Consider the following 22406-nt stretch of genomic DNA (forward strand, 5'->3'; position numbering starts at 1 on the left):
CCGCTTCACTTAAACCCCTAAACCAATACGACATAAAAAGTCGGGAGGAAAAATGGAAACTGTAGTTGGTCTCACCGCGATTGCTGTTGCCCTGCTGATCGGTCTGGGCGCTCTGGGTACTGCCATTGGCTTCGGTCTGCTGGGCGGCAAGTTCCTGGAAGGCGCTGCTCGTCAGCCGGAAATGGTTCCGATGCTGCAGGTGAAAATGTTCATCGTCGCCGGTCTGCTGGACGCCGTGACCATGATCGGTGTGGGTATCGCCCTGTTCTTCACCTTCGCGAACCCCTTCGTTGGTCAAATCGCCGGCTAATCACTCGCTTTCGAGTGATTGGTGTGACGAACAACGAACGAGCGAGGTGTTGGCGTGAACATTAATGCAACCCTGATTGGCCAGGCCGTTGCGTTCTTCATTTTCGTGCTGTTCTGCATGAAGTTCGTGTGGCCTCCGGTCATCACGGCTCTGCGCGAACGCCAAAAGAAGATCGCCGATGGTCTGGACGCCGCCAACCGTGCGGCTCGCGATCTGGAACTGGCCCACGAGAAAGTGGCCCAGCAACTGCGCGAAGCCAAAACCCAGGCTGCTGAAATCATCGAGCAAGCCAAAAAGCGCGCGACCCAGATCGTCGACGAAGCCCGTGATCAGGCTCGTGTCGAGGCTGACCGCGTGAAGGCTCAGGCTCAGGCCGAGATCGAGCAGGAAATCAACGGTGTCAAAGACGCCCTGCGTGCCCAAGTGGGTGCCCTGGCCGTTACCGGTGCCGAGAAGATCCTGGGCTCGACCATCGATCAAAACGCGCATGCGGAGCTGGTTAACAAACTGGCAGCCGAAATCTAAGCGAGGGCGATCATGGCAGAACTGACCACGCTGGCCCGTCCTTACGCTAAGGCTGCCTTCGAGTACGCCCAAGGCAACCAGCAGCTGGCCGCATGGTCGGCCATGCTGGGCCTCGCTGCAGCGGTGTCGCAGGACGACACCATGCAGCGCGTGCTCAAGGCCCCGCGTTTGACGAGCGCAGAAAAGGCCGCCGCTTTCAACGAAGTGTGCGGTGACAAGTTCGACGCCCAGGCACGCAACTTCATTTCCGTCGTCTCCGAAAACGGTCGTCTCGACCTGTTGCCGGAAATCGCCGCCCAGTTCGAGCTGTACAAGGCCGAGCAGGAGAAGTCGGTGGACGTGGAAGTGACCAGTGCCTTCGCATTGAGCACAGAACAGCAAGACAAACTCGCCAAGGTTCTCAACGCACGGCTCAGCCGAGAAGTGCGTCTGCATGTGACGGAAGACGCCGCCCTCATCGGCGGTGTGGTTATCCGCGCAGGCGACCTGGTTATCGATGGCTCGGTTCGCGGCAAAATCGCGAAGCTGGCCGAAGCGTTGAAATCTTGAGTTTGAAGGGGCAGCAGAGCAATGCAGCAACTCAATCCTTCCGAAATTAGTGAAATCATCAAGGGACGTATCGAGAAACTCGACGTCTCTTCCCAAGCCCGCAACGAAGGTACCGTGGTATCCGTTTCCGACGGTATCGTGCGTATCTACGGTCTGGCCGACGTTATGTACGGCGAAATGATCGAGTTCCCGGGCGGCGTCTACGGTATGGCGCTGAACCTGGAGCAGGACTCCGTCGGTGCCGTGGTTCTGGGTGCGTACACCACCCTGGCCGAAGGCATGAGCGCCAAGTGCACCGGCCGCATCCTGGAAGTCCCGGTTGGTCCGGAACTGCTGGGCCGCGTGGTCGATGCCCTGGGCAACCCGATCGACGGCAAAGGCCCGATCAATGCTCAAGCCACCGACGCCGTCGAGAAAGTCGCTCCGGGCGTGATCTGGCGTAAGTCGGTCGACCAGCCTGTACAGACCGGTTACAAGTCGGTCGATGCCATGATCCCGGTCGGCCGTGGCCAGCGCGAGCTGATCATCGGTGACCGTCAGATCGGTAAGACCGCTCTGGCCGTCGACGCCATCATCAACCAGAAGAACAGCGGCATCCGCTGCGTCTACGTGGCCATCGGTCAGAAGCAATCGACCATCGCCAACGTGGTGCGCAAGCTGGAAGAAGCTGGCGCCCTGGCCAACACCATCGTTGTCGCCGCGTCCGCGTCCGAGTCGGCTGCCCTGCAGTTCCTCGCGCCGTACGCCGGTTGCACCATGGGCGAATACTTCCGCGACCGCGGTGAAGACGCCCTGATCGTGTACGACGACCTGTCCAAGCAGGCCGTGGCCTACCGTCAGATCTCCCTGCTGCTGCGCCGTCCGCCGGGCCGCGAAGCCTACCCGGGCGACGTGTTCTATCTCCACAGCCGTCTGCTGGAGCGCGCTTCCCGTGTTTCCGAAGAGTACGTCGAGAAGTTCACCAACGGTGCCGTGAAGGGCAAGACCGGTTCCCTGACCGCTCTGCCGATCATCGAAACCCAGGCTGGCGACGTTTCCGCGTTCGTTCCGACCAACGTGATCTCCATCACCGACGGTCAGATCTTCCTGGAATCGGCCATGTTCAACTCGGGTATCCGTCCGGCCGTCAACGCCGGTATCTCGGTTTCCCGCGTGGGTGGTGCCGCTCAGACCAAGATCATCAAGAAGCTCTCCGGTGGTATCCGTACCGCTCTGGCTCAGTACCGTGAACTGGCGGCCTTCGCCCAGTTCGCCTCTGACCTGGACGAAGCCACCCGCAAGCAGCTGGATCACGGTCAGCGCGTTACCGAGCTGATGAAGCAGAAGCAGTACGCGCCGATGTCCATCGCCGACATGGCGGTGAGCCTGTATGCCGCCGAGCGTGGTTTCCTGGCCGACGTCGAAGTCGCCAAGATCATCAGCTTCGAGCAGGCCCTGATCGCCTTCTTCAACCGTGAGAACGCCGCGCTGATGGCGAAGATCAACGAGAAGGGCGACTTCAATGACGATATCGACGCTCAGCTGAAGGCTGGCATCGAGAAGTTCAAGGCCACCCAAACCTGGTAAGCCGCAGTGGGGGCCGCGAGGTCCCCGCTTGCTAACCTGATAGGTGTTACATGGCAGGCGCAAAAGAGATTCGCAGCAAGATTGCGAGCATCAAAAGCACGCAGAAGATCACCAGCGCCATGGAAAAGGTGGCGACCAGCAAGATGCGCAGGGCTCAACAGCGCATGGCTGCCAGTCGTCCCTACGCGGAGCGTATCCGCCAGGTGATTGGTCATCTGGCCAACGCCAACCCGGAATATCGTCACCCGTTCATGATCGAGCGTGAAGTCAAGCGCGTCGGTTACGTGGTGGTGAGTTCGGACCGTGGTCTGTGCGGTGGTCTGAATACCAACCTGTTCAAGGCTCTGGTCAAGGACATGGCGAGCAATCGCGAGCAAGGCGTGGAGGTTGATCTCTGCGTGATTGGCAGCAAGGGTGCGGCATTCTTCCGCAACTTTGGTGGCAATGTCGTTGCTGCGATCAGCCACCTGGGCGAAGAACCGTCGATCAACGATCTGATCGGTTCGGTCAAGGTGATGCTCGATGCCTACCTGGAAGGTCGCATCGATCGTCTGTCCGTGGTCTCGAACAAGTTCGTCAATACCATGACGCAAAAGCCGACAGTGGAGCAGCTGGTTCCGCTGGTGGCGACTCCGGATGAGGGTCTCAAGCACCACTGGGACTACCTGTACGAACCCGACGCCAAGCAGATCCTCGACGGTCTGATGGTGCGTTACGTGGAGTCGCAGGTGTACCAGGCGGTGGTCGAGAACGCTGCTGCTGAACAAGCGGCACGGATGATCGCGATGAAGAACGCCACCGACAACGCTGGCGATCTGATCAAGGACCTGCAGCTGATTTACAACAAGGCTCGTCAGGCAGCGATCACCCAGGAAATTTCGGAAATCGTCGGCGGCGCTGCCGCGGTTTAAGAACGGTTCAAATATTCAGAGGAACCAAAGATGAGTAGCGGACGTATCGTTCAAATCATCGGCGCCGTTATCGACGTGGAATTCCCGCGTGATCAAGTGCCGAGCGTTTATGAAGCGCTGAAAGTAGTTGGCGCCGAAACCACCCTCGAAGTTCAGCAGCAGCTGGGCGACGGCGTGGTGCGTTCCATCGCCATGGGCTCGACCGAAGGTCTGAAGCGTGGCCTGGACGTCACCCGCACCGGCAAGGCCATCTCCGTACCGGTCGGTAAAGCGACCCTGGGCCGGATCATGGACGTGCTGGGCAACCCGATCGACGAAGCCGGCCCGATTGGCGAAGAAGAGCAGTGGGAAATCCACCGCGCTGCGCCATCCTATGCCGAGCAGGCTGGCGGCAACGAGCTGCTGGAAACCGGTATCAAGGTAATCGACCTGGTCTGCCCGTTCGCCAAGGGCGGTAAGGTCGGTCTGTTCGGTGGCGCCGGTGTCGGCAAGACCGTGAACATGATGGAACTGATCCGTAACATCGCCATGGAACACAGCGGTTACTCCGTGTTCGCCGGCGTGGGTGAGCGTACTCGTGAGGGTAACGACTTCTACCACGAGATGAAGGATTCCAACGTTCTCGACAAAGTGGCCCTGGTTTACGGCCAGATGAACGAGCCGCCGGGCAACCGTCTGCGCGTGGCGCTGACCGGCCTGACCATGGCCGAGAAGTTCCGTGACGAAGGCCGTGACGTTCTGCTGTTCGTCGACAACATCTACCGTTACACCCTCGCCGGTACCGAAGTATCCGCACTGCTGGGCCGTATGCCTTCCGCAGTGGGTTACCAGCCGACCCTGGCCGAAGAGATGGGCGTTCTGCAGGAGCGTATTACCTCCACCAAGAACGGCTCGATCACCTCGGTACAGGCCGTCTACGTACCTGCGGACGACCTGACCGACCCGAGCCCGGCGACCACCTTCGCCCACTTGGACGCCACCGTCGTACTGTCGCGTGACATCGCCTCCCTGGGTATCTACCCGGCCGTGGACCCGCTGGACTCCACCTCCCGTCAGCTCGATCCGCTGGTGGTTGGTCAGGAGCACTACGAGACCGCGCGTGGCGTGCAGTACGTACTGCAGCGCTACAAGGAACTGAAGGACATCATCGCGATCCTCGGTATGGACGAGCTGTCCGAGTCGGACAAGCAACTGGTAGCCCGTGCTCGTAAGATCCAGCGCTTCCTGTCCCAGCCGTTCTTCGTCGCCGAAGTCTTCACCGGCTCCCCGGGCAAGTACGTTTCCCTGAAGGACACCATCGCTGGTTTCAGCGGCATCCTGAAAGGTGACTACGATCACCTGCCGGAGCAGGCGTTCTACATGGTTGGCAGCATCGACGAAGCGATCGAGAAAGCCAAGAAACTGTAATCCCCTGTGCGCCCGGCAACGGGCGCTCGTGAGGCAAGCGTATGGCCATTACTGTCCATTGCGATATCGTCAGTGCCGAAGCGGAGATCTTCTCCGGTCTGGTCGAGATGGTGATCGCGCACGGCAACCTGGGCGATCTGGGTATCGCTCCGGGCCACGCCCCGCTGATCACTGATCTGAAGCCGGGCCCCATCCGCCTGGTCAAGCAGGGTGGCGAGCACGAGGTGTTCTACATCTCCGGTGGCTTCCTCGAAGTGCAGCCGAACATGGTGAAGGTCCTGGCCGACACCGTGACTCGTGCCAGCGACATCGACGAAGCGGCCGCTCAGGAGGCCCTCAAGGCCGCCGAGAAGGCGCTCAACGAGAAGGGTGCGGAGTTCAACTACGGCTCCGCCGCCGCTCACCTGGCCGAAGTGGCAGCCCAGCTGCGCACCGTCCAGCAGATGCGCAAGAAGTACTGAGGCTCGTCCTCCGGCTTCCAGCGTCAGCGAGTAAAAGGGTAGCCTTGGCTACCCTTTTTCTTTTCTGCCGTTTTAATCCGCGGGCGGCTGGCCGCCTGCACCCGTTCAGGATTCCGCCATGTCCCTCGATATCGTCATCCTCGCCGCCGGCCAGGGCACCCGCATGCGTTCGGCCCTGCCCAAGGTCCTGCACCCGGTGGCCGGCAAGCCCATGCTTGGCCACGTCATCGATACCGCCCGCCAGCTTGCGCCGCGCAAGATCCATGTGGTGATCGGCCATGGTGCCGAGCTGGTGCGCGAGCGCCTGGCGGCCGACGATATCCACTTCGTACTGCAGGCCGAGCAGCTCGGCACCGGCCATGCCGTGGCCCAGGCCCTGCCGGCGCTGTCGGCGGACAAGGTGCTGATCCTCTACGGCGACGTGCCGCTGACCCGGGTCGAGACCCTGGCCCGCCTGCTGGAGCAGGCCGGTGACAACCAGCTGGGCCTGTTGACCGTCAACCTGGCCGATCCCACCGGTTATGGCCGCATCATCCGCAACGAAGCCGGCGTGGTGCAGGCGATCGTCGAGCACAAGGATGCCAGCGAAGCACAGCGCGCCATCCGCGAAGGCAACACCGGCATCCTCGCCGTACCGGGCAAGCGCCTCGGTGACTGGCTGGGCCGCCTGTCCAACAGCAATGCCCAGGGCGAGTACTACCTCACCGACGTGATCGCCATGGCCGTGGCCGACGGCCTGGTCGTCGCCACCGAGACCGCCCAGGACGAAATGGAAGTGCTGGGTGCCAACGACCGCATCCAGCTGGCGCAGCTCGAGCGCCACTACCAGCAGCGCATGGCCCGCCAGCTGATGGCCCAGGGCGTGACCCTGCTCGACCCGCATCGTTTCGACGTGCGTGGTGAAGTGACCGTGGGCCGCGACGTGACCATCGACATCAACGTGATCCTCGAAGGCAAGGTGGTCATCGAGGACGACGTGCAGATCGGCCCGAACTGTGTGATCAAGGATTCCATCCTGCGTCGCGGCGCCATCGTCAAAGCCAACAGCCACCTGGAAGGCGCCGAGCTGGGTGAGGGCGCCGATTGCGGCCCGTTCGCTCGCCTGCGTCCGGGCGCCAGGCTGGGCGCCAAGGCCCATGTCGGCAACTTCGTCGAGCTGAAGAACGCCGTGCTGGGCGAGGGCGCCAAGGCCGGCCACCTGAGCTACCTGGGCGACGCCGAGATCGGCGCACGCAGCAACATCGGCGCCGGCACCATCACCTGCAACTACGACGGTGCCAACAAGCACAAGACGGTAATGGGCGAAGACGTGTTCATTGGTTCCAACAGCTCCATCGTCGCCCCCGTGACCCTGGGCAACGGCGCTACCACCGGTGCCGGCTCCACCGTGACCCAGGACGTACCGGCGGCGGCCCTGGCAGTGGGCCGTGCCAAGCAGCGCAATATCGAAGGCTGGAAGCGTCCGCAGAAGGCGCCGAAGTAACAGGCCTGCCGTTGTGTAGAAAGGCGGCTCAGGCCGCCTTTCGTCTATCTGGCACTTGACCTGAGGCTTTCGTTAGGTTTTGATTCGCGCACTTATCTTTCGAATCGAAACTTAAATGTCGAAACGCAACACGCCCCAGCGTCGCCACGCGATTCTCGCCTTGCTCAACGAGCAGGGCGAGGTGGTCGTGGACGCCCTGGCACAGCATTTCGCCACCTCCGAAGTTACGATCCGAAAGGACCTGGCCGAACTGGAGAAGAACGGCCTGCTGCTGCGTCGCTACGGCGGTGCCGTGCCCATGCCGCAGGAGCTGATCGGCGAGCCGGCCCAGCCCATCTCCCGCCACAAGCAGGCCATTGCCCGCGCGGCGGTCGGCCTGATCCGTGAGCACGCACGCATCATCATCGACAGCGGCAGCACCACGGCGGCGATGATCCCGCAGCTCGGCCGCCAGCCCGGCCTGGTGGTGATGACCAACTCGCTGAACGTGGCCAACGCCCTGCGCGACATCGAGCACGAGCCGGTGCTGCTGATGACCGGTGGCACTTGGGACCCGCACTCGGAATCCTTCCAGGGCCAGGTCGCCGAGCAGGTCCTGCGCTCCTACGACTTCGACCAGCTGTTCATCGGCGCCGACGGCATCGACCTGGAGCGTGGCACCACCACCTTCAACGAACTGCTGGGGCTGTCGCGGGTCATGGCCGAGGTGGCCCGCGAGGTCATCGTCATGGTCGAGAGCGACAAGGTCGGCCGCCGTATTCCCAACCTGGAGCTGCCCTGGAGCAGCGTCCATACCCTGATCACCGACGACCGCCTGGATAGCCAGGTGGCCGAACAGATACGCGCGCGCGGGGTCCAGCTGATCCTCGCCGCCGCTTCCTGAGGAGAACCCCTATGTGTGGCATCGTTGGCGCCGTCGCCGAACGCAACATCACCCCGATCCTGATTGAAGGCCTCAAGCGCCTGGAGTACCGCGGCTATGACAGCGCCGGTGTGGCGGTCTTCACCCAGGCCGGTGAACTGCAGCGCCGTCGCCGCGTCGGCAAGGTCGCCGAGCTGGAACAGGCCCTGGCCGCTGAGCCGCTGACCGGCCACCTGGGCATCGCCCACACCCGCTGGGCCACCCACGGCGCGCCGAGCGAGCGCAACGCCCACCCACATTTCTCCGGTGAAGAATTGGCCGTGGTGCACAACGGCATCATCGAGAACCACGAGGAGCTGCGCGAGCGCCTCAAGGGCCTCGGCTACGTCTTCACCTCCGACACCGACACCGAGACCATCGTCCACCTGTTGCAGCACAAGCTGCAGCAGCTCGGCGACCTCACCGCCGCGCTCAAGGCCGCGATTCCCGAGCTGCATGGCGCCTACGGCCTGGCGGTGATCAGTGCCGCCCAGCCGGACCGCATCCTCGCTGCCCGCAGCGGCAGCCCGCTGGTGATTGGCCTGGGTTTGGGCGAGAACTTCCTCGCCTCCGACCAGCTCGCCCTGCGCCAAGTGACCGACCGCTTCATGTACCTGGAGGAGGGCGATATTGCCGAGATCCGCCGCGACAGCGTGCAGATCTGGGACCTCGCCGGCCAAGCGGTGCAGCGTGAGTCGGTGCAGTACCACGAGGGCGCCGAGGCCGCCGACAAGGGCGAGTACCGCCACTTCATGCTCAAGGAAATCCACGAGCAGCCCCGGGTCGTGCAGCGCACTCTGGAAGGCCGCCTGGGCGGCGACCACGTGCTGGTCCAGGCCTTCGGCCCGCAGGCCGCCGAGCTGTTCGCCAAGGTGCGCAACGTCCAGATCGTCGCCTGCGGTACCAGCTACCACGCCGGCATGGTTGCCCGTTACTGGCTGGAGGCGTTGACCGGCATTCCCTGCCAGATCGAAGTGGCCAGCGAGTTCCGCTACCGCCAGGTGGCGGTGCAGCCGGACAGCCTGTTCATCACCATATCCCAGTCCGGCGAGACTGCCGACACCCTGGCCGCCCTGCGCAATGCGAAACAGGCCGGCTACCTGGCCAGCCTGACCATCTGCAATGTCGGCACCAGCTCCCTGGTGCGTGAATCCGACCTGTGCCTGCTGACCCAGGCCGGCCCGGAAATCGGCGTCGCCTCGACCAAGGCCTTCACCACCCAGCTGGTCTCTCTGCTGCTGCTGACCCTGGCCCTCGGCCAGGTGCGCGGCACCCTGCAGGCCGGCGTCGCCGCCGAACTGGTGGAAGAATTGCGCCGCCTGCCGACTCGCCTGGGCGAAGCCCTAGCCATGGACAAGACGGTGGAGAAGGTCGCTGAACTGTTCGCCGAGAAGCACCACACCCTGTTCCTCGGCCGTGGTGCTCAGTACCCGGTGGCCATGGAAGGTGCGCTCAAACTCAAGGAAATCTCCTACATCCACGCCGAAGCCTACCCGGCCGGCGAGCTCAAGCACGGCCCGCTGGCGCTGGTCGACGCCGATATGCCGGTGGTCACCGTGGCACCGAACAACGAGCTGCTGGAGAAGCTCAAGTCCAACCTGCAGGAAGTCCGCGCCCGTGGCGGCCAACTGATCGTTTTCGCTGACGAAGCCGCCGGTCTTGGCAATGGCGAAGGTACCCAGGTGATCAACATGCCGCACATCCACGACGTGCTGGCACCGATCCTCTACACCGTGCCGCTGCAGCTGCTGTCCTACTACGTGGCCGTGCTCAAAGGCACCGACGTGGACCAACCGCGTAATTTGGCAAAGTCGGTGACGGTGGAATAAACCGTTAGCGAAACGAGAAAGCGCGGGCCGATGGCCCGCTTTTTTCTTTGCAGATCAAGGAAGTGGAGGGGCTTCGTATTCCAGCATCTCCAGGTCCGCCTTGCCCTGATAGGTCACGCGGATTACGTGATTTTCTATGCCCGTATCCGCGATGCTTTCCAGCAGGCTGTAGCCACCATATTCGGGAGTGATCTCGTACAGTGGTTTATCGCCTGTCTCGAACATTCGATAGAAACGCACTGAGCTATCGCCCAGGCTCATTACCACTTCCCGCTCAGTATCGACTGCCTCTACCAGAGAGAAGGGGCCGCCCAGTGAGCCGCCAAGTTTGTAGACGTAGGTCGCCGAACAGGCTGTGCCGCAGCCGAAGGTCAGCAGAAATACACCTGACTCATAAGTTGCCGATGACGGGCCTGCGGGGTAATCGAGCACCTTTTCTTCCTGCGTGCCATCGCTGACAGAGATCATGCATTGCGTTGCCTTGCTGACAGTTGAGCATTGGGTATCGACGCGCCATTGGCTATCCGGAATCTCGATGCTTTCGGAAAAGTCTTCCGCTAGGCAAATGGGTGCCGTGGAGGCAGCGAGGACCAGTACGCTAGTTCTTATAAAACCTGTAATGTCCATTGCTTACTCTTGCCGGATTGGCAACTATTTAAAACTTATGAAAGAGGCGGGAGTTAATAGATCTGCCCAATCTACCGAGTCTCGTTTCCATTCCTAAAGGCCGGCGTGCCGAACAGCTCGGGACGCTCGCTGACCAGTTCGACCTCGAAGCGGCAGGGCTGGTCGAGGGCCTCGCGGCCGCTGAATTCGAGATCCTGCAGATCGAGGTCAAGGTCGTCGATCTGCAGGTTGAAATGGGTTGGTTGGCGGGGTGGAACATGGATCTTAAATTGATACAGATGCCCCAATTTTGTTTTTGTTCTGATGCTTTGCGTTTTTACTAGCCTATTTGATTATTGCTTGTCTTGAGATTCAAGATATTTTTTTATGCTGTGAGCGGTTTTATAGGGGCAGATAATGGATGTATTATCTTTAAGGTTGACTCCGTCATGGCAATTTTGAAGTTTAGAGTCTTGGATATCACCGGGGAAGAAATTCAAGGATAATTTTTCTCCCTCCAAGAGAATAGGGAATTCCGTCACTGAGTATGAGGCTCCTTCGAATAGGTTATTTGAGATCATGGTTTTTGTAAGTAAATACATTGATTTTCCAGCTCTTTCTGGAGATGTCCACTCGTAAAAGAATACAGAGGAAATTTGATCTCCTTCTACTTTCCAGACGTAATTAAGCTCAGAAATAATTGGTTGAACTTGAAGGTAATATATTTCGCCATTTGCTACATGGGCGGTTTTGATTTCATCCTTAAGGTTGTTTTTTAGAAATAAAATAACTGTTTTTTTGTTTTTTTCGGAAATTATTATCGGGGGGTGAAGCTCTCCTGTGTATCGCGGATCCAGTTTTTCAGACGCTGAAACTTGCATTGCCATAAAAGCAAACTGAGCAATTGTTAGGAGTTTAAATATCCTTGAATATTTTTTCATCTTCAAAAATCCTCTTAAAATGGCCTCTGCGCGATCCGTAGCTATCCGTGCCTTCATTTATTATTCTGGTTATCGAGTCTACTACTGAGTCGGCTGCCCCTTTGTCTGCCTCAGAAAAGAGGTTGTGAGAAAGCCAAAAATATACGCCAGATCGAACGGTGTATTTATGGTTTTCATATAGTAAATCAGGGCTGTTGACAAAGTCGACGTCCTCCCCCCAAAAGCGGTTATGGTATTCTGTAAAACTAGAATAATTACTTTTGAAGGTTAGATGCTTTAGGCCTCTACCTCTGTAACGCCAGCCATCTCCAGATTCAATATTGCCGTTATGGTATTTTCCAGAATATGCTCTATTGGCTATTGCGATTTGATTTTCTTGAGCTACGAATTTGCTATTTCCCTCATACCCATAATCTTCAGCTTCTGACGGATGTAGGCGGAAATATCTGAAGGTGTTTTTCAGACCTTCTGGACTGTAAGTGAAATCCTCTACTGTTCTACACTTTGATCCTATTTCTTGGCGTACTTGTGCAAAGAAATGGCTTAGTCTCAAATCTGTGTCCAATTTGTATTTTTCGGCGTTTTCGCTTATCTGATCAGATATTTCGCCAAGAAGATCATCAGATTCGTCGGTGTTGCTTAATCCCTCGAAGACTTTCTTTAGCATTGCAATGGTTATTTTTATTTTCTTGCCCTTTATAAGGGTGCCAACTAGCCCCGATGGATGAAAATGCCAAGCCATTCCATCTGTACTGATTCCATATTTCCCAACCATCTCCCCCCACCACGATAGCTTCTGAATACGCTCTTTCTCCCGTATCCAATTCAGGTTCTGATCGGTTGGCGTGTGGTCCATCAATTTATCCAGTTCATCCCACTTGGCGTCTTTCCAAAACCACTCGCTTTCGTAATGGGTAATGAGGTGGGAGACGGATTGAGCATGCCAAGGCTTACCCAATGCGGCGCGAATTTCGGTGGTAGTAAGCTTGTTGTCGCGTGTGCTGCCATCGGTACCGTCGATGATGTCATACAGACGTGTTTTGACCGGGCCGTGGTCGGCGGTGCTGATTTGCGCTTGATAGTCTGCCTGCATTGCTTCGCTGAGTAGACGCTGCGCATCAAGTTGGCAGGCAAACTGGTCGGCCACGCTGACGGTTTCGCTGATGAAGTCGAAACCCTCCCATTCCCAAGGGCTGTGGCGTGTGGTGATGAGATCTTGCTCGGCCAGCCAGCCACTTATGGGGTTGCCCGCAGCATCTGCCAGTAGGTTATCTAAGCGCCACCATTGAATAGTCCGCGGTGTTTCGCTCTCTGGTTCGGTTTCGCTGACTTTAATCTTGCGTTCGACGGGGAGCTTTTCCAGTACGTTGATGGGGATGATCAGGTCGACGCCAATCTTGACACCCTCATCGGTAACCTTGGGTGGGTTGGTGGAGCTGATGTCTTCGCGGTGAGGAATTAGCTTGCTGGCGCCTTGGTGGATTTTCAGTAGCGTCTTCTGTTCTGTGGGCAGGCTGCTTGCCAACTCTCGGCTCTTGGCGATAAAGGCAGGTACATCCTCGCAGCTGAATACTTCCAGATGTAGTAGGGGGCCGGGGCTTGAATCATCATGGTTCTGATACGCCCCTATATGACCTATCAGTTCGCCAGCCTTGATTGAGTAGGGCGTTGGTAGTGGGTACACCGTGTTTTTTGCTTTTGGCTCATCTAGAGCAACATCCAGCTCGGAGAGGTAAACGTAGCCAAGTGGTTTACCGTCGGGTCCGTTGGGTAGCGCGGGCACACCTTTGTAGTCGAGAACTTCCAGCAGCTTGTAATAGTTGGGGTCAATCGTGCTTTTAGCTCCCAGCTTTACCTTCGCCCCCCGAGGTAGCACTCCAAGAATGGCACCGGCTAGCTTTCCCTCCTTGCGTACGTTTAAGCCTTGGTGGCTGATGGTTAATCCTGGCTCTGAGTCTTTAGCCTTATCCGCAACGTAGCCATCGGTCAATTCGCTGGCGTATACCCAGCCGATAGTTCCGTTCGGCAAGGGAGGGATGGCTGTGCCCTCAACGATGCTGGCCAACTGTCGCCAGCGTGGGTCGCTGGTGTCGGCTTCTCCGAGGGTGACTTTGCACCCCTTTGGCAATAGCGCCAGCACTTCGGTTTCACCACCTTTAGGGTCTTTCCGGACACGTAATCCCAAGACTGGATCACTGCATCTGTCACTGACGAGATAGCTCGTTTCCGCCAAGAAGGGAGGCGGCAATGGAGCGCCGAAGGTCTGATAACCCTTCCAATCAAGCAGGTGCATATACAGGCTATAAAACGTCAGACCATCGGTCGAAGTGGTAGCTGTAGCTGTCGGCACAGGTGGGAGTTCTAGCCGGTGTTTGACCAGCACGAATCCCGTCGAGAATGGTGCTCGCTTGATAAGGGGAATTTCGCTTGTGTACTCGCTTACCGGATAGTGTTCGTCTATGCGGTAGGCAATCACTTCACCATCGGCAATGCAGCGTATGGAGCTCTGATCCAGCAGGGTGGCGGTGTTGTCATCGAAATGCACGCCGCCATGCCAGAGGCCATTTTTGCCCATGGGATAGAAGCCATTTTCGGCCTTTGCGAGTGCATCGAAATACACTTGGGGATCGGTGATTTCCCTGCTGGATTCGCCAGCCGTCTTGAAGGGATAGCTCCAGTTCTTGACCGTGTTCGTGTCGCTCATGGGGTTTCAATCCTTGATGTATAGCGTCCTGGTTCAACCTGAGAAGCTGAGCATGCGCTTGCGCTTCTTCGACTCGTTGAGCAAGGCTCCTGCTTGTGCCTGATCCAGCAAATTCCCCGCCTTATCTTTGTCAGCCATCCCCGGCTGCAACGGCTGCTTGATGGCGATCCCGCTACCCGAGCCCGGCGCGCCGCCGGCGTTGAGTTTGGCCAGGGGGCCGACCAGGGTGATGCCGCTGGGGTCGAGTTTGATGAAGCTGCCGCCGGCCTTGAGGGTGAGTTCGACGCCGGCCTCGATGACCATCTTCTGTCCGGCCTTGAGGTGGATCTCGCGGCCGGCTTTGGTCAGCTGGGCGGTGCCGAGTTTGATGTGCTGGTTCTGGGCGATGGTCAGGTGGTCTTCGGCCTTCACCTCCACTTTGCGCTCGGCGTGGGTGGTGTGGTGCTCCTCGGCTTTCAGCTCGGTGTAGCTGTTGGCTTCCACCGTGTCGTGGCGCTCGTTGTCGATGCGGATCTTCTGGTCGTGCTCGACGTTCTCGTCCCAGTCCTTCTGGGCGTGGATGTAGATCTGCTCCTGGCCCTTGCGGTCTTCGATGCGCAGTTCGTTGTAGCCGCCACCGCCCGGACTGCTCAGGGTCTTGAACACGCTGCGGGTCTTGTTCGTCGGCAGGTCGTACGGGACCACATGTTCCTTGTGGTAAAGGCAGCCGGTGACCAGCGGCTGGTCGGGGTCGCCTTCGAGGAAGGTGACCAGCACTTCCATGCCGATGCGCGGAATGGCGATGCCGCCGTAGCGGTCGCCGGCCCAGCTGGAACTCACGCGCAGCCAGCAGCTGGTGGTTTCGTCGGCCTGGCCCTCGCGGTCCCAGTGGAACTGCACCTTGACCCGGCCGTATTGGTCGCAGTGGATTTCTTCACCCTTGGGGCCGGTGACCACGGCGCTCTGGCTGCCCAGTACCTTGGACTTGGGGTGGCGCAGGGCAGGGCGGTGCAGTATGTCCCAGGGGGTGGCGCTGAAGCGGTTGCGGTAGCCCTGGTGGAAGGTGTCCGAGTTGGCGGATGGACCCTCACCCCCGGCCCCTCCCCCAAGGGAGCCGCCGAGGAAGTTGGTGACGGACTCTTCCAGCACCTGCGGCTGCTTGCCTTCGTGAAGCACTTCCTGCAGCAGCCAGAGGTCGTTCCATTCGCGGCGCGGGTGGTCGGAGATTTCCAGCAGGTGGCCGGTCACCAGGCGCGGTTGGTCGCTCTCGCCCTCGGCCAGTCGGTAATCGGCGCGGTGGCGTTCCAGGGCGCGTTGGCTCAGGTGTTTGCCGCGCGTGCGCTCGGTGTAGCGGCCGGGGTAGTCGTAATCTTCCAGCTTGGGTTGGAAGTCGGCCTTGGCGCCGGTTTCCAGCAGCAGGCGTGGTTGCTCGAAGTCGTAGTCGCGGCGGCTGACCTGGTTGGTGCGGGTGGCCAGGCGCAGGGCGAAGCGCTTGATCACCGGCTCGTTGGCCACCAGGCCGCTGTCCTGCACATAGGCGGTGGGTTGGCCGAGCTTGGGGAAGCCGGTCTGGTCGTCGCCGAACACCAGCACGTGCCCTTTGGCCGAATGCTCGAAGTGGTAGTGGATGCCTTCCTCTTCGCACAGGCGCTGGATGAAGTGCAGGTCCGTCTCGTCGTACTGCACGCAGTAGTCGCGCTCGGGGTAGACGGTCGGGCCGAGCTGGAAGCGGTAGGCGCCGCCGAGGATGCCGTGTTCCTCCAGGACCAGGGCGATGATCTGCGGCACCGTGAGGTGCTGGTAGATGCGCTGGTTGCTGCGATAGCCGAGCCAGGCCAGCTTGGGCATCAGGCTCAGTCGATAGCGGGTCAGGCGCTTGCCCGACTCGCCCTGGCCGGCATCGTGGACCAGGCCGTGGATGCCGCTGCCATCCGGGGCGAAGGCGAGGAAGGCCGGTTTGCCGAGCAGCTCGGCGAGGTCCAGGTCGGCACGCTCGCTGACCAGCTCGACCTCGAAGCGGTAGGGCTGGTCGAGGGCCTCGCGGCCGCTGAATTCGAGGACCTGCAGGTCGTGCTCGAGGCCGTCGAGGGTCAGGCTGAAGTGGGTCTGGTTGGCGGGGTTGAACATGGGTCGTCCTTGTCGATAGGCGCAATCAGGCCGGGCGGCGCAGCAGGCGGGTCAGCAGCGACGCGCTCGGGCGCTGGGCGCGGAAGGCACGCAGCAGATCGGGCAGGCTGCTGCGCTTGGCCGGGTCGAATTCCAGCGCGGCGCGCAGGGCCGGCCACAGTGCGCGGGGCAGGTCCGCGGGGGCCGTCAGTGGCAGTTCCATTGCCTGCGCCTGTTTAGCACTTTGCCGGCGGAAAGGATGCTGGCCGCTGCACAGTTCGTAGATCACGCAGGCCACGGCGTAGACGTCGGCGGCGGCGTTCAGGGTGGCGCCGTCGAGCATTTCGGGGGCAGCGTAGCGTGGCGTCCAGGCGGCGAAGCGGCTGCGCGCCAGGCGCGGCAGGCCCTTGAGGAAGCCTTCGCGGGCCTGGCCGAGGCCGAAGTCGAACAGGCGGATGTCGTCATCGCCGAGCATCAGGTTGCTCGGCTTGAGGTCGCCGTGCAGCACGCCCTGGTCGTGGGCGTAGCGCAGTGCCTCGAGCAGGCTGACGGCGAGGCGCTGCGTCTCGCTCCAGGGCAGGCCGCTGGGGTACTGGTGCAGCACATGGTCGAGGGTGTTGCCCTTGAGCAGCTCCATGGTGATGAAGGCGCGCTGGCAGGCCGGGTCCACTTCGAAGCTGTAGAAGCGCACCAGGTTGCGGTGGCTGAGCCGTGCGGTGAGGGCGAACTCGCTGTAGAGCAGGGCGCTGGCGTCCGGGTACTCGGCGAAGTCCTCGCTGAGGGTCTTCAGCGCCACCCAGGGTTGCGGCTCGCCGAACTGCTCGCGCAGCAGGTCGCGGGCACGGTACACCGCACCCATGCCGCCGACGCCGAGCAGGCGTTCGATCTGGTAGCGGCCGCAGAGAATGCCTGGCAGATCGCGCGGCAGCGGGCGCGCGGCACGCGCCGTCGTGGCCCCGGCCATGACGGTGAGGTCGGCGCTGGCAACCTTGGCTTCGGCGTTCATCGGTTGATCACCACGCCGCTCAGGTTGTCACGCGCCGGCCCCAGCAGGGCCAGCTCGAACAGGCGTTGCAGCGCCAGCTGCGGACTGGGGCGCAGCAGCGCGGCGGTCAGCAGGTCGTGGTCGAGGTCTTGGTAGAGACCGTCGCTGCACAGCAGGAACACATCGCCGGGCAGGCTCTCCAGTTCGAGGATGTCCAGCTGCAGCTCCTCGGCGGCGCCGATGGCCCGGGTCAGGGCATGGGCGCCGGGTTGGCGCGCGGCTTCGTCCGGGCTCATGCCGCGCTCCTCCACCAGTTGCTGCAGCAGCGAGTGGTCGCGGCTCAGCTGGAACAGCTGGCGCCCGCGCAGCAGGTAGCAGCGGCTGTCGCCGGCCCACACGCAGGCCACCCGGCTACCCTCGGCGAGCAGTGCCACCACGGTACTGCCGACCAGCAGGTCGGGGGTCTCGCCGGTCAGGGTCAGGCCCAGGCTGAGGTGGCGGTTGAGGCGGTGCAGGCAGTCGCGCAGGGCGTCCAGGCGGTCCTCAAAATCCAGGCCGGCGGGCAGCTCGGCCAGGCTCTCGACGATCAGCCGGCTGGCCAGGTCGCCGGCCTGGTGGCCGCCCATGCCGTCGGCGACCACCCACAGGCCCTGCTGTGGCTGGTCGAGGAAGGCGTCCTCGTTGCGCGCGCGCACCTTGCCGGTGTCGGTGCGCCCGGCACTGCTCCAGAGGCGTTGGGCGACCTTCATCAGAGGGTCGCCGGCAGCTTGAACTGGCGCAGCAGGCTGGCGTCGAACGGGTTCGGCGAGCGCTGGCTGTGCAGCAGGTACTTGGCCTGCAGGCCGCTCAGGTTGGCCTTGAGCAGCAGCACGTCACGCCCGCTGTGCTGTTCGACCTGCATCTGGTCGAGCAGGCGGAACAGCGCCCAGGGGCCACTGTCCTTGCCGATGCCGACGCGGCGGCCGCCCTGTTCCTCCAGCACCAGGCTGCTGCGCTCGTTCTCGCCCTCGGCCGGCCAGCGGAAGGCGCTGGCGATGATCGGGCCGTGGCGGTATTCCAGCTGCTGGCCGCCGAACTGGAAGTCGGCGCGGTTGACGCTGTAGTCCAGGGCGAAGGGTTCCAGCTTGAACAGCACCAGCGGCTCGGCCGGGTTTTCGGCGAAGAAGCTGCGGCGGATCACCTGGGTGCGGTTCATCTGCGCCAGGAACACCGGCGACAGTGGCAGGCCCTGGCCGTCCAGGCGGCGCAGCTGGTACTTGCCCTCGCTGTCGCTGACGAAAGCCTTGAGGTAGCGGTCGACGAAGGCATCGGCCACGCCATCGGCCTTGAAGAACTCGCGGAAGTCGGCGATGGCCACGTCGCTGTCGCTCTTGGCGCTGAACGGGTAGCGCTTGAACAGCGACTCCTTGTAGAAGCCGTACAGCTCGTGGCGATAGCGCTTGTTCAGGTAGCCATAGGCGTCGTTCAGCACCAGTTGCCAGCTGTCGTCGGCCAGCAGAGTCAGCCAGTTGGCCACCGGTTGCGGCAGGCGCGCGGCGGTGCCGCGGACCTGGTTGATCGCATCCGGGCGGCCCTGCATGCGCGCCTTGGCCATCTCGAAGGCAGCCTGTTCCGGCGAGCTGGCATGGGCCAGACCGCTCAGCTGCAGCTGCAGGGCATCCAGCGCCTGCAGGGTGGCGGCCAGTTCCGGGCCGGCGCCGCTGTTGTCGTCGAGCAGCCGGTGCAACGGCTCGAAGCGCCGTTGCAGGGCCTTGCGCGCGGTGTCCGGCAGGCTCTTGGCGACGGCGTCCAGGCCCTTGCCGGCGGCGGCCGCAGCCAGCTTGCCCTGTTTGCCGAGCTTGGCCTGGGCGGCCAGGTCGTCGACCTGATCGGCGGCGGCCGGCAGGTCGAAGCGGGTGTTGTCGCGCACTTCCACCAGCACCTGCAGCAGCGGCGAGTTGGCCGCGGTCAGGGCGGTGAGGGTGGTGATGCCCTGGGCGGTGTTGCCGAGCGGCTCCAGGCCCAGCTGGGCGACGGCCTCGCCCCAGTAGTTGGCGTAGTCGCGGAAGTACAGCTGCTCCAGCTCCACCATCAGGCGGCCGAGGTCCTGGTCGCTGAGCTGGTTGCCTTCGCCCAACACCCAGTTGTCTTCGAGGATGTCGCGCACCAGGCCGAGGCCCTGGGCGACGAAGAACTGTTGATAGCCCTTCTGCGTGTACAGGCCGGGAATGGCGTAGTCGCTGCCCAGCATCAGCGGCGCCTGGGCGCCGAGGGCCTGGGCGATGCGGTACTCGGGCAGGCTGCGCGCCTGGTCGCGGAGCATGCGGTAGACCACGCCGGCCAGCGACTCGCTGCGCAGGATCTGCCGCGCCTCGGCTACCAGCGTCTGGTTAAGCGGGTAGGCGGCAAAGGGTTCGCTCAGCAGGCGCTGGAAGTGCGCGTTGAGGCCCTTCTGCGTCGGCTCGTCGCCGGCGTAGCGCAGCGACCAGTCGGCGGCCAGCCAGTCCTGCAGGAAGGCCGGGTCGCGGCGCTCCTCGAGGTTGAGCATCAGGTAGGCGCGTAGGCTGCCCAGCAGCAGCTCGCGGTCGTCGCGATTGGCGCGGATCTGCGCCTCCAGCTGGCTGGCCACGCGCGGCAACAGTTCCTGCTCCAGGCTGCGACGGTAGGCGGCATGCACCTCGGGCTGCACGGCCGGGCCCTGGTACAGGCCGCCGCGCTCCAGCAGGCTGGCGTCGCCCGGCGTCGGGAACACCTGGGTGGCGGCATGGCTGCCATCGAGCAGCGGCAGCACGCGCTTGGCCTCGTCCTGGGCGCTCACGCCCTCGCCCTCGCGGGTCAGCTGCAGGGCCAGCTCGCGCAGCTGTTCCAGGCGGCCGTGGTTGGCCGAGTAGCTGGTGCCCCAGAGCAGGCCGAACAGCACCAGGCAGGCGGCGGCGCCGGCGTACAGGCCACGCTGGCGCCAGTCGATGCGGCGTACTTCCTTGTCGTCCAGGCCGGCCAGTTCGGCCTCGGGGAAGATCACTCGGCTGAGCAGCTGGTGGATAAAGCGCGCGCGGCCGCTGCGGTAGGTCGGCAGGCTGCTGCCGGCCAGGCCGAGGTTGCGACCGATGCCGGTGGTGCTCGGGTCGAGCAGCTCCTGCAGCTGCGGCGCGCTGGTCAGGTAGAAGCCGCGCAGGTGGCTGGGGCGCTGGTAGCGGTTGCCGCTGAAGGCCAGTTCCACCAGCAGGCAGAGGCGTTCGCCGAGCTGGCCGAGCTGGTGCGGGAAGTCGAGGATACGGCCGCGGCGCTGGGTGTCGCGCTCCTGGTGCAGGCGCATGATCACCTGGCTGTTGAGACGGCGCAGCAGCTCCTCAAACTCCTGGCGCACCACGCTGGCGTCGGTGGCGTTCTGCCCCTTGCGGAAGCTGGCGCCGAGCACCTGGTCGCTTTCCTCGCGGCTCAGCTGGTCGAAGAATTCGTCGAAACCGATGACCTTGTCGGCCTTGCTCAGCACCAGGTACACCGGCACCTCGGCGCGCAGTTCGGCGTGCAGTTCGTGCAGGCGCTGGCGCAGCTGGCGGGCGAAGTTCTCCAGCTCCAGTTCGCTGGCGTACAGCAGGGTATCCACCGGAATGCTCGCCAGCACGCCGTTCAGCGGGCGCGCGCGGCGCTTGCGCAGCAGGCTCAGCAGGGTGTGCCAGGCGCGGCTGTCGACCGCCACGTCGGGCTGGGTCAGGTAGCGGCCGGCGGTGTCGATCAGCACCGCGTTGTCGGCGAAGTACCAGTCGCAGTAGCGAGTGCCGCCGACGTCCTTGGTCAGGCGCCGTTCGTCGCCCTTGTTCAGCGGGAAGTCCAGGCCGGAGAACTCCAGCAGGCTGGTCTTGCCGCTGCCCTCGGCGCCGAGCAGCAGGTACCAGGGCAGCTCGTTGCGCCACTTCTCGCTGCGCCCGCGGTACAGGCTGGAGGTCTTCAGGGTGCGCAGGGCCTGCTTGAAGCGGCCGCGCAGCTCCACCTGCTCGTCGCTGATCAGGCCCTCGCGGCGCAGGCGTTCCTGGGCGTCAACGTCGTCCGCCTCGGCTTTTTTGCGCACATTGGCGCGCCAGCTGATGAACACGATGAACAGGCCCCAGGCGAGGAACAGCAGGCTGATGCTGACCAGGCGGCTGGCCGCCGACTCCCAGAATTTGCTGTCGGCCACCGCCAGCAGCGGGCCGACGAACCAGATCAGCAGGGCCAGCACCAGCACCAGGCACAGGCTCCAGACCCAGGTCTTGCGGAACAACGCCGCCGTTTTCTTGAGAAAGTCCTTCATCTCAGATCATCCCTGATTGCTGTGTGCGGGGGTCGGGGCAACCTCGGCCGCCTGATAGGGTTGCAGCACCGTGCCGCGCTGCTCGTGCAGCACCCAGCTGAAGCCGGCGTAGAGCAGCGCCAGGCCGGCCACCGTGGCCACCGCCACCAGCCAGCCGGGGACGATGCGTACCAGCCGCCGGCGGCCATCCTTGAGGCCTTCCCAGTGCGGCGACAGTTCACGCGGGATGTCGCCGCGCAACTGGCGGATCTGCCGGTACAGGCTGTCGCGGATCGCCTCCAGTTCGAGCATGCCGCGCGGCAGCACGCGGTACTTGCCCTCGAAGCCGAGCGACAGGCAGATGTACATCAGCTCGAGCATGGCCAGGTGCTTGACCGGGTTGCGCGACAGGTGTTCGAGCAGCTGGAAGAACTTCTCGCCGCCGAACGTCTCGTTGTGGAAGGTCGACAGCAGGCTCATCTGCGACCAGGCACTCTCGTTGCCCCAGGGCGTGGTCACCACCGCCTCGTCGACCACGGTGCACAGCACGTAGCGCGCCGCCATCACCTGGCCGCCGTCCATGCCTTCCTGCAGGGCGCGGTGTTCGAACAGCTTGATCGCCACGTTGAGGCGTTCGTTGAGCGCGTCGAAGTTCTCCGCGGCGGCCGAGGTCTTCAGCCGCACCACTTCCGAGAGCAGCAGCGCGCTGGCGGCCACCAGCGGGTTGAAGCTGATGTTGAAGACTTCCGCCGGGCGCATGCGCGCGGCATGCACCATGCGCTCTTCGAGCTGCTCGAAGCGCGGCGTGGCGAAGTCGGTGAGCGGGCCGCGCGGCGCGGCGCCTTCTCCCTGGCGGTTGAGGACGACGGTGGTGTCCTGTGCTTCCCTGATCAT

General features: G+C 62.3%; 19 protein-coding genes. 10 read left to right on the top strand and 9 right to left on the bottom strand.

The window, feature by feature from the left end; translation table 11 throughout:
• Window positions 1-52 precede the first annotated feature (52 nt).
• From atpE to glmS, 10 genes are all read left to right on the top strand, one after another.
• A complete protein-coding gene (gene atpE / locus AAG092_RS11585) occupies window positions 53-310 on the top strand; it encodes a F0F1 ATP synthase subunit C (RefSeq protein WP_003097235.1) in 258 nt (85 codons plus the stop codon).
• A gap of 54 nt (window positions 311-364) precedes the next feature.
• A complete protein-coding gene (locus tag AAG092_RS11590; RefSeq protein ID WP_110680604.1) occupies window positions 365-835 on the top strand; it encodes a F0F1 ATP synthase subunit B in 471 nt (156 codons plus the stop codon).
• Window positions 836-847: 12 nt separating this feature from the next.
• Complete coding sequence (locus AAG092_RS11595) at window positions 848-1384, top strand: F0F1 ATP synthase subunit delta (protein ID WP_110680605.1); 537 nt, start codon at window positions 848-850, stop codon at window positions 1382-1384.
• Between the two features lie 21 nt (window positions 1385-1405).
• A complete protein-coding gene (gene atpA / locus AAG092_RS11600; RefSeq protein WP_373386805.1) occupies window positions 1406-2950 on the top strand; it encodes a F0F1 ATP synthase subunit alpha in 1545 nt (514 codons plus the stop codon).
• Between the two features lie 50 nt (window positions 2951-3000).
• Window positions 3001-3861, top strand: coding sequence for a F0F1 ATP synthase subunit gamma (gene atpG, locus AAG092_RS11605; RefSeq protein WP_110680607.1), 861 nt, complete (start codon window positions 3001-3003; stop codon window positions 3859-3861).
• 30 nt (window positions 3862-3891) lie between these two features.
• Window positions 3892-5268, top strand: a complete 1377-nt coding sequence (gene atpD / locus AAG092_RS11610; protein ID WP_203789575.1) for a F0F1 ATP synthase subunit beta — start codon at window positions 3892-3894, stop codon at window positions 5266-5268.
• Between the two features lie 41 nt (window positions 5269-5309).
• Complete coding sequence (locus AAG092_RS11615) at window positions 5310-5729, top strand: F0F1 ATP synthase subunit epsilon (RefSeq protein WP_110680609.1); 420 nt, start codon at window positions 5310-5312, stop codon at window positions 5727-5729.
• Between the two features lie 118 nt (window positions 5730-5847).
• Window positions 5848-7212: a bifunctional UDP-N-acetylglucosamine diphosphorylase/glucosamine-1-phosphate N-acetyltransferase GlmU gene (gene glmU, locus AAG092_RS11620; protein WP_373386806.1), complete on the top strand. Its 1365-nt coding sequence runs from the start codon at window positions 5848-5850 to the stop codon at window positions 7210-7212.
• 115 nt (window positions 7213-7327) lie between these two features.
• Window positions 7328-8095: a DeoR/GlpR family DNA-binding transcription regulator gene (locus AAG092_RS11625; protein WP_021702541.1), complete on the top strand. Its 768-nt coding sequence runs from the start codon at window positions 7328-7330 to the stop codon at window positions 8093-8095.
• An 11-nt stretch (window positions 8096-8106) separates the two neighbouring features.
• Window positions 8107-9942, top strand: coding sequence for a glutamine--fructose-6-phosphate transaminase (isomerizing) (gene glmS / locus AAG092_RS11630; RefSeq protein WP_373386807.1), 1836 nt, complete (start codon window positions 8107-8109; stop codon window positions 9940-9942).
• A 54-nt stretch (window positions 9943-9996) separates the two neighbouring features.
• On the opposite strand, the gene AAG092_RS11635 is transcribed toward glmS, so the two are convergent.
• The 9 genes from AAG092_RS11635 to icmH form a co-directional block, all read right to left on the bottom strand.
• Entirely contained in the window at window positions 9997-10569 is a 573-nt protein-coding gene (locus AAG092_RS11635; protein ID WP_373386808.1) for a hypothetical protein, read from the bottom strand.
• A gap of 71 nt (window positions 10570-10640) precedes the next feature.
• On the bottom strand, window positions 10641-10856 hold the full coding sequence (locus AAG092_RS11640; RefSeq protein WP_373386809.1) for a hypothetical protein: 216 nt from the start codon (window positions 10854-10856) through the stop codon (window positions 10641-10643).
• A gap of 45 nt (window positions 10857-10901) precedes the next feature.
• On the bottom strand, window positions 10902-11489 hold the full coding sequence (locus AAG092_RS11645; protein ID WP_373386810.1) for a hypothetical protein: 588 nt from the start codon (window positions 11487-11489) through the stop codon (window positions 10902-10904).
• Window positions 11464-14193: a hypothetical protein gene (locus AAG092_RS11650; RefSeq protein WP_373386811.1), complete on the bottom strand. Its 2730-nt coding sequence runs from the start codon at window positions 14191-14193 to the stop codon at window positions 11464-11466. Before AAG092_RS11650 ends, AAG092_RS11645 begins: the two co-directional genes overlap by 26 nt.
• Before the next feature lie 33 nt (window positions 14194-14226).
• A complete protein-coding gene (tssI, locus tag AAG092_RS11655; RefSeq protein WP_373386812.1) occupies window positions 14227-16299 on the bottom strand; it encodes a type VI secretion system tip protein TssI/VgrG in 2073 nt (690 codons plus the stop codon).
• Window positions 16300-16324: 25 nt separating this feature from the next.
• Complete coding sequence (locus AAG092_RS11660) at window positions 16325-17242, bottom strand: serine/threonine-protein kinase (protein ID WP_373389588.1); 918 nt, start codon at window positions 17240-17242, stop codon at window positions 16325-16327.
• A gap of 38 nt (window positions 17243-17280) precedes the next feature.
• Window positions 17281-18012 carry a PP2C family serine/threonine-protein phosphatase gene (locus AAG092_RS11665; protein WP_021702449.1) on the bottom strand — a complete coding sequence of 244 codons (732 nt, stop codon included), beginning with the start codon at window positions 18010-18012 and terminating at the stop codon, window positions 17281-17283.
• A complete protein-coding gene (tssM, locus tag AAG092_RS11670) occupies window positions 18012-21533 on the bottom strand; it encodes a type VI secretion system membrane subunit TssM (protein WP_373386813.1) in 3522 nt (1173 codons plus the stop codon). The genes AAG092_RS11665 and tssM overlap by 1 nt, the downstream gene beginning before the upstream one ends.
• A gap of 6 nt (window positions 21534-21539) precedes the next feature.
• Window positions 21540-22406, bottom strand: coding sequence for a type IVB secretion system protein IcmH/DotU (icmH, locus tag AAG092_RS11675; protein WP_373386814.1), 867 nt, complete (start codon window positions 22404-22406; stop codon window positions 21540-21542).

It is taken from the genome of Pseudomonas alcaligenes (assembly GCF_041729615.1).
Classification (GTDB): domain Bacteria; phylum Pseudomonadota; class Gammaproteobacteria; order Pseudomonadales; family Pseudomonadaceae; genus Aquipseudomonas; species Aquipseudomonas alcaligenes_B.

What these genes read in the sequence shown, in the direction of transcription:
- atpE (WP_003097235.1), top strand. Translation starts at nt 53, where the DNA reads ATGGAAACTGTAGTTGGTCTCACCGCGATTGCTGTTGCCCTGCTGATC.
- AAG092_RS11595 (WP_110680605.1), top strand. Translation starts at nt 848, where the DNA reads ATGGCAGAACTGACCACGCTGGCCCGTCCTTACGCTAAGGCTGCCTTC.
- atpA (WP_373386805.1), top strand. Translation starts at nt 1,406, where the DNA reads ATGCAGCAACTCAATCCTTCCGAAATTAGTGAAATCATCAAGGGACGT.
- atpG (WP_110680607.1), top strand. Translation starts at nt 3,001, where the DNA reads ATGGCAGGCGCAAAAGAGATTCGCAGCAAGATTGCGAGCATCAAAAGC.
- atpD (WP_203789575.1), top strand. Translation starts at nt 3,892, where the DNA reads ATGAGTAGCGGACGTATCGTTCAAATCATCGGCGCCGTTATCGACGTG.
- AAG092_RS11615 (WP_110680609.1), top strand. Translation starts at nt 5,310, where the DNA reads ATGGCCATTACTGTCCATTGCGATATCGTCAGTGCCGAAGCGGAGATC.
- glmU (WP_373386806.1), top strand. Translation starts at nt 5,848, where the DNA reads ATGTCCCTCGATATCGTCATCCTCGCCGCCGGCCAGGGCACCCGCATG.
- AAG092_RS11625 (WP_021702541.1), top strand. Translation starts at nt 7,328, where the DNA reads ATGTCGAAACGCAACACGCCCCAGCGTCGCCACGCGATTCTCGCCTTG.
- glmS (WP_373386807.1), top strand. Translation starts at nt 8,107, where the DNA reads ATGTGTGGCATCGTTGGCGCCGTCGCCGAACGCAACATCACCCCGATC.
- AAG092_RS11635 (WP_373386808.1), bottom strand. Translation starts at nt 10,569, where the DNA reads ATGGACATTACAGGTTTTATAAGAACTAGCGTACTGGTCCTCGCTGCC.
- AAG092_RS11645 (WP_373386810.1), bottom strand. Translation starts at nt 11,489, where the DNA reads ATGAAAAAATATTCAAGGATATTTAAACTCCTAACAATTGCTCAGTTT.
- AAG092_RS11650 (WP_373386811.1), bottom strand. Translation starts at nt 14,193, where the DNA reads ATGAGCGACACGAACACGGTCAAGAACTGGAGCTATCCCTTCAAGACG.
- tssI (WP_373386812.1), bottom strand. Translation starts at nt 16,299, where the DNA reads ATGTTCAACCCCGCCAACCAGACCCACTTCAGCCTGACCCTCGACGGC.
- AAG092_RS11660 (WP_373389588.1), bottom strand. Translation starts at nt 17,242, where the DNA reads ATGGCCGGGGCCACGACGGCGCGTGCCGCGCGCCCGCTGCCGCGCGAT.
- AAG092_RS11665 (WP_021702449.1), bottom strand. Translation starts at nt 18,012, where the DNA reads ATGAAGGTCGCCCAACGCCTCTGGAGCAGTGCCGGGCGCACCGACACC.
- tssM (WP_373386813.1), bottom strand. Translation starts at nt 21,533, where the DNA reads ATGAAGGACTTTCTCAAGAAAACGGCGGCGTTGTTCCGCAAGACCTGG.
- icmH (WP_373386814.1), bottom strand. Translation starts at nt 22,406, where the DNA reads ATGATCAGGGAAGCACAGGACACCACCGTCGTCCTCAACCGCCAGGGA.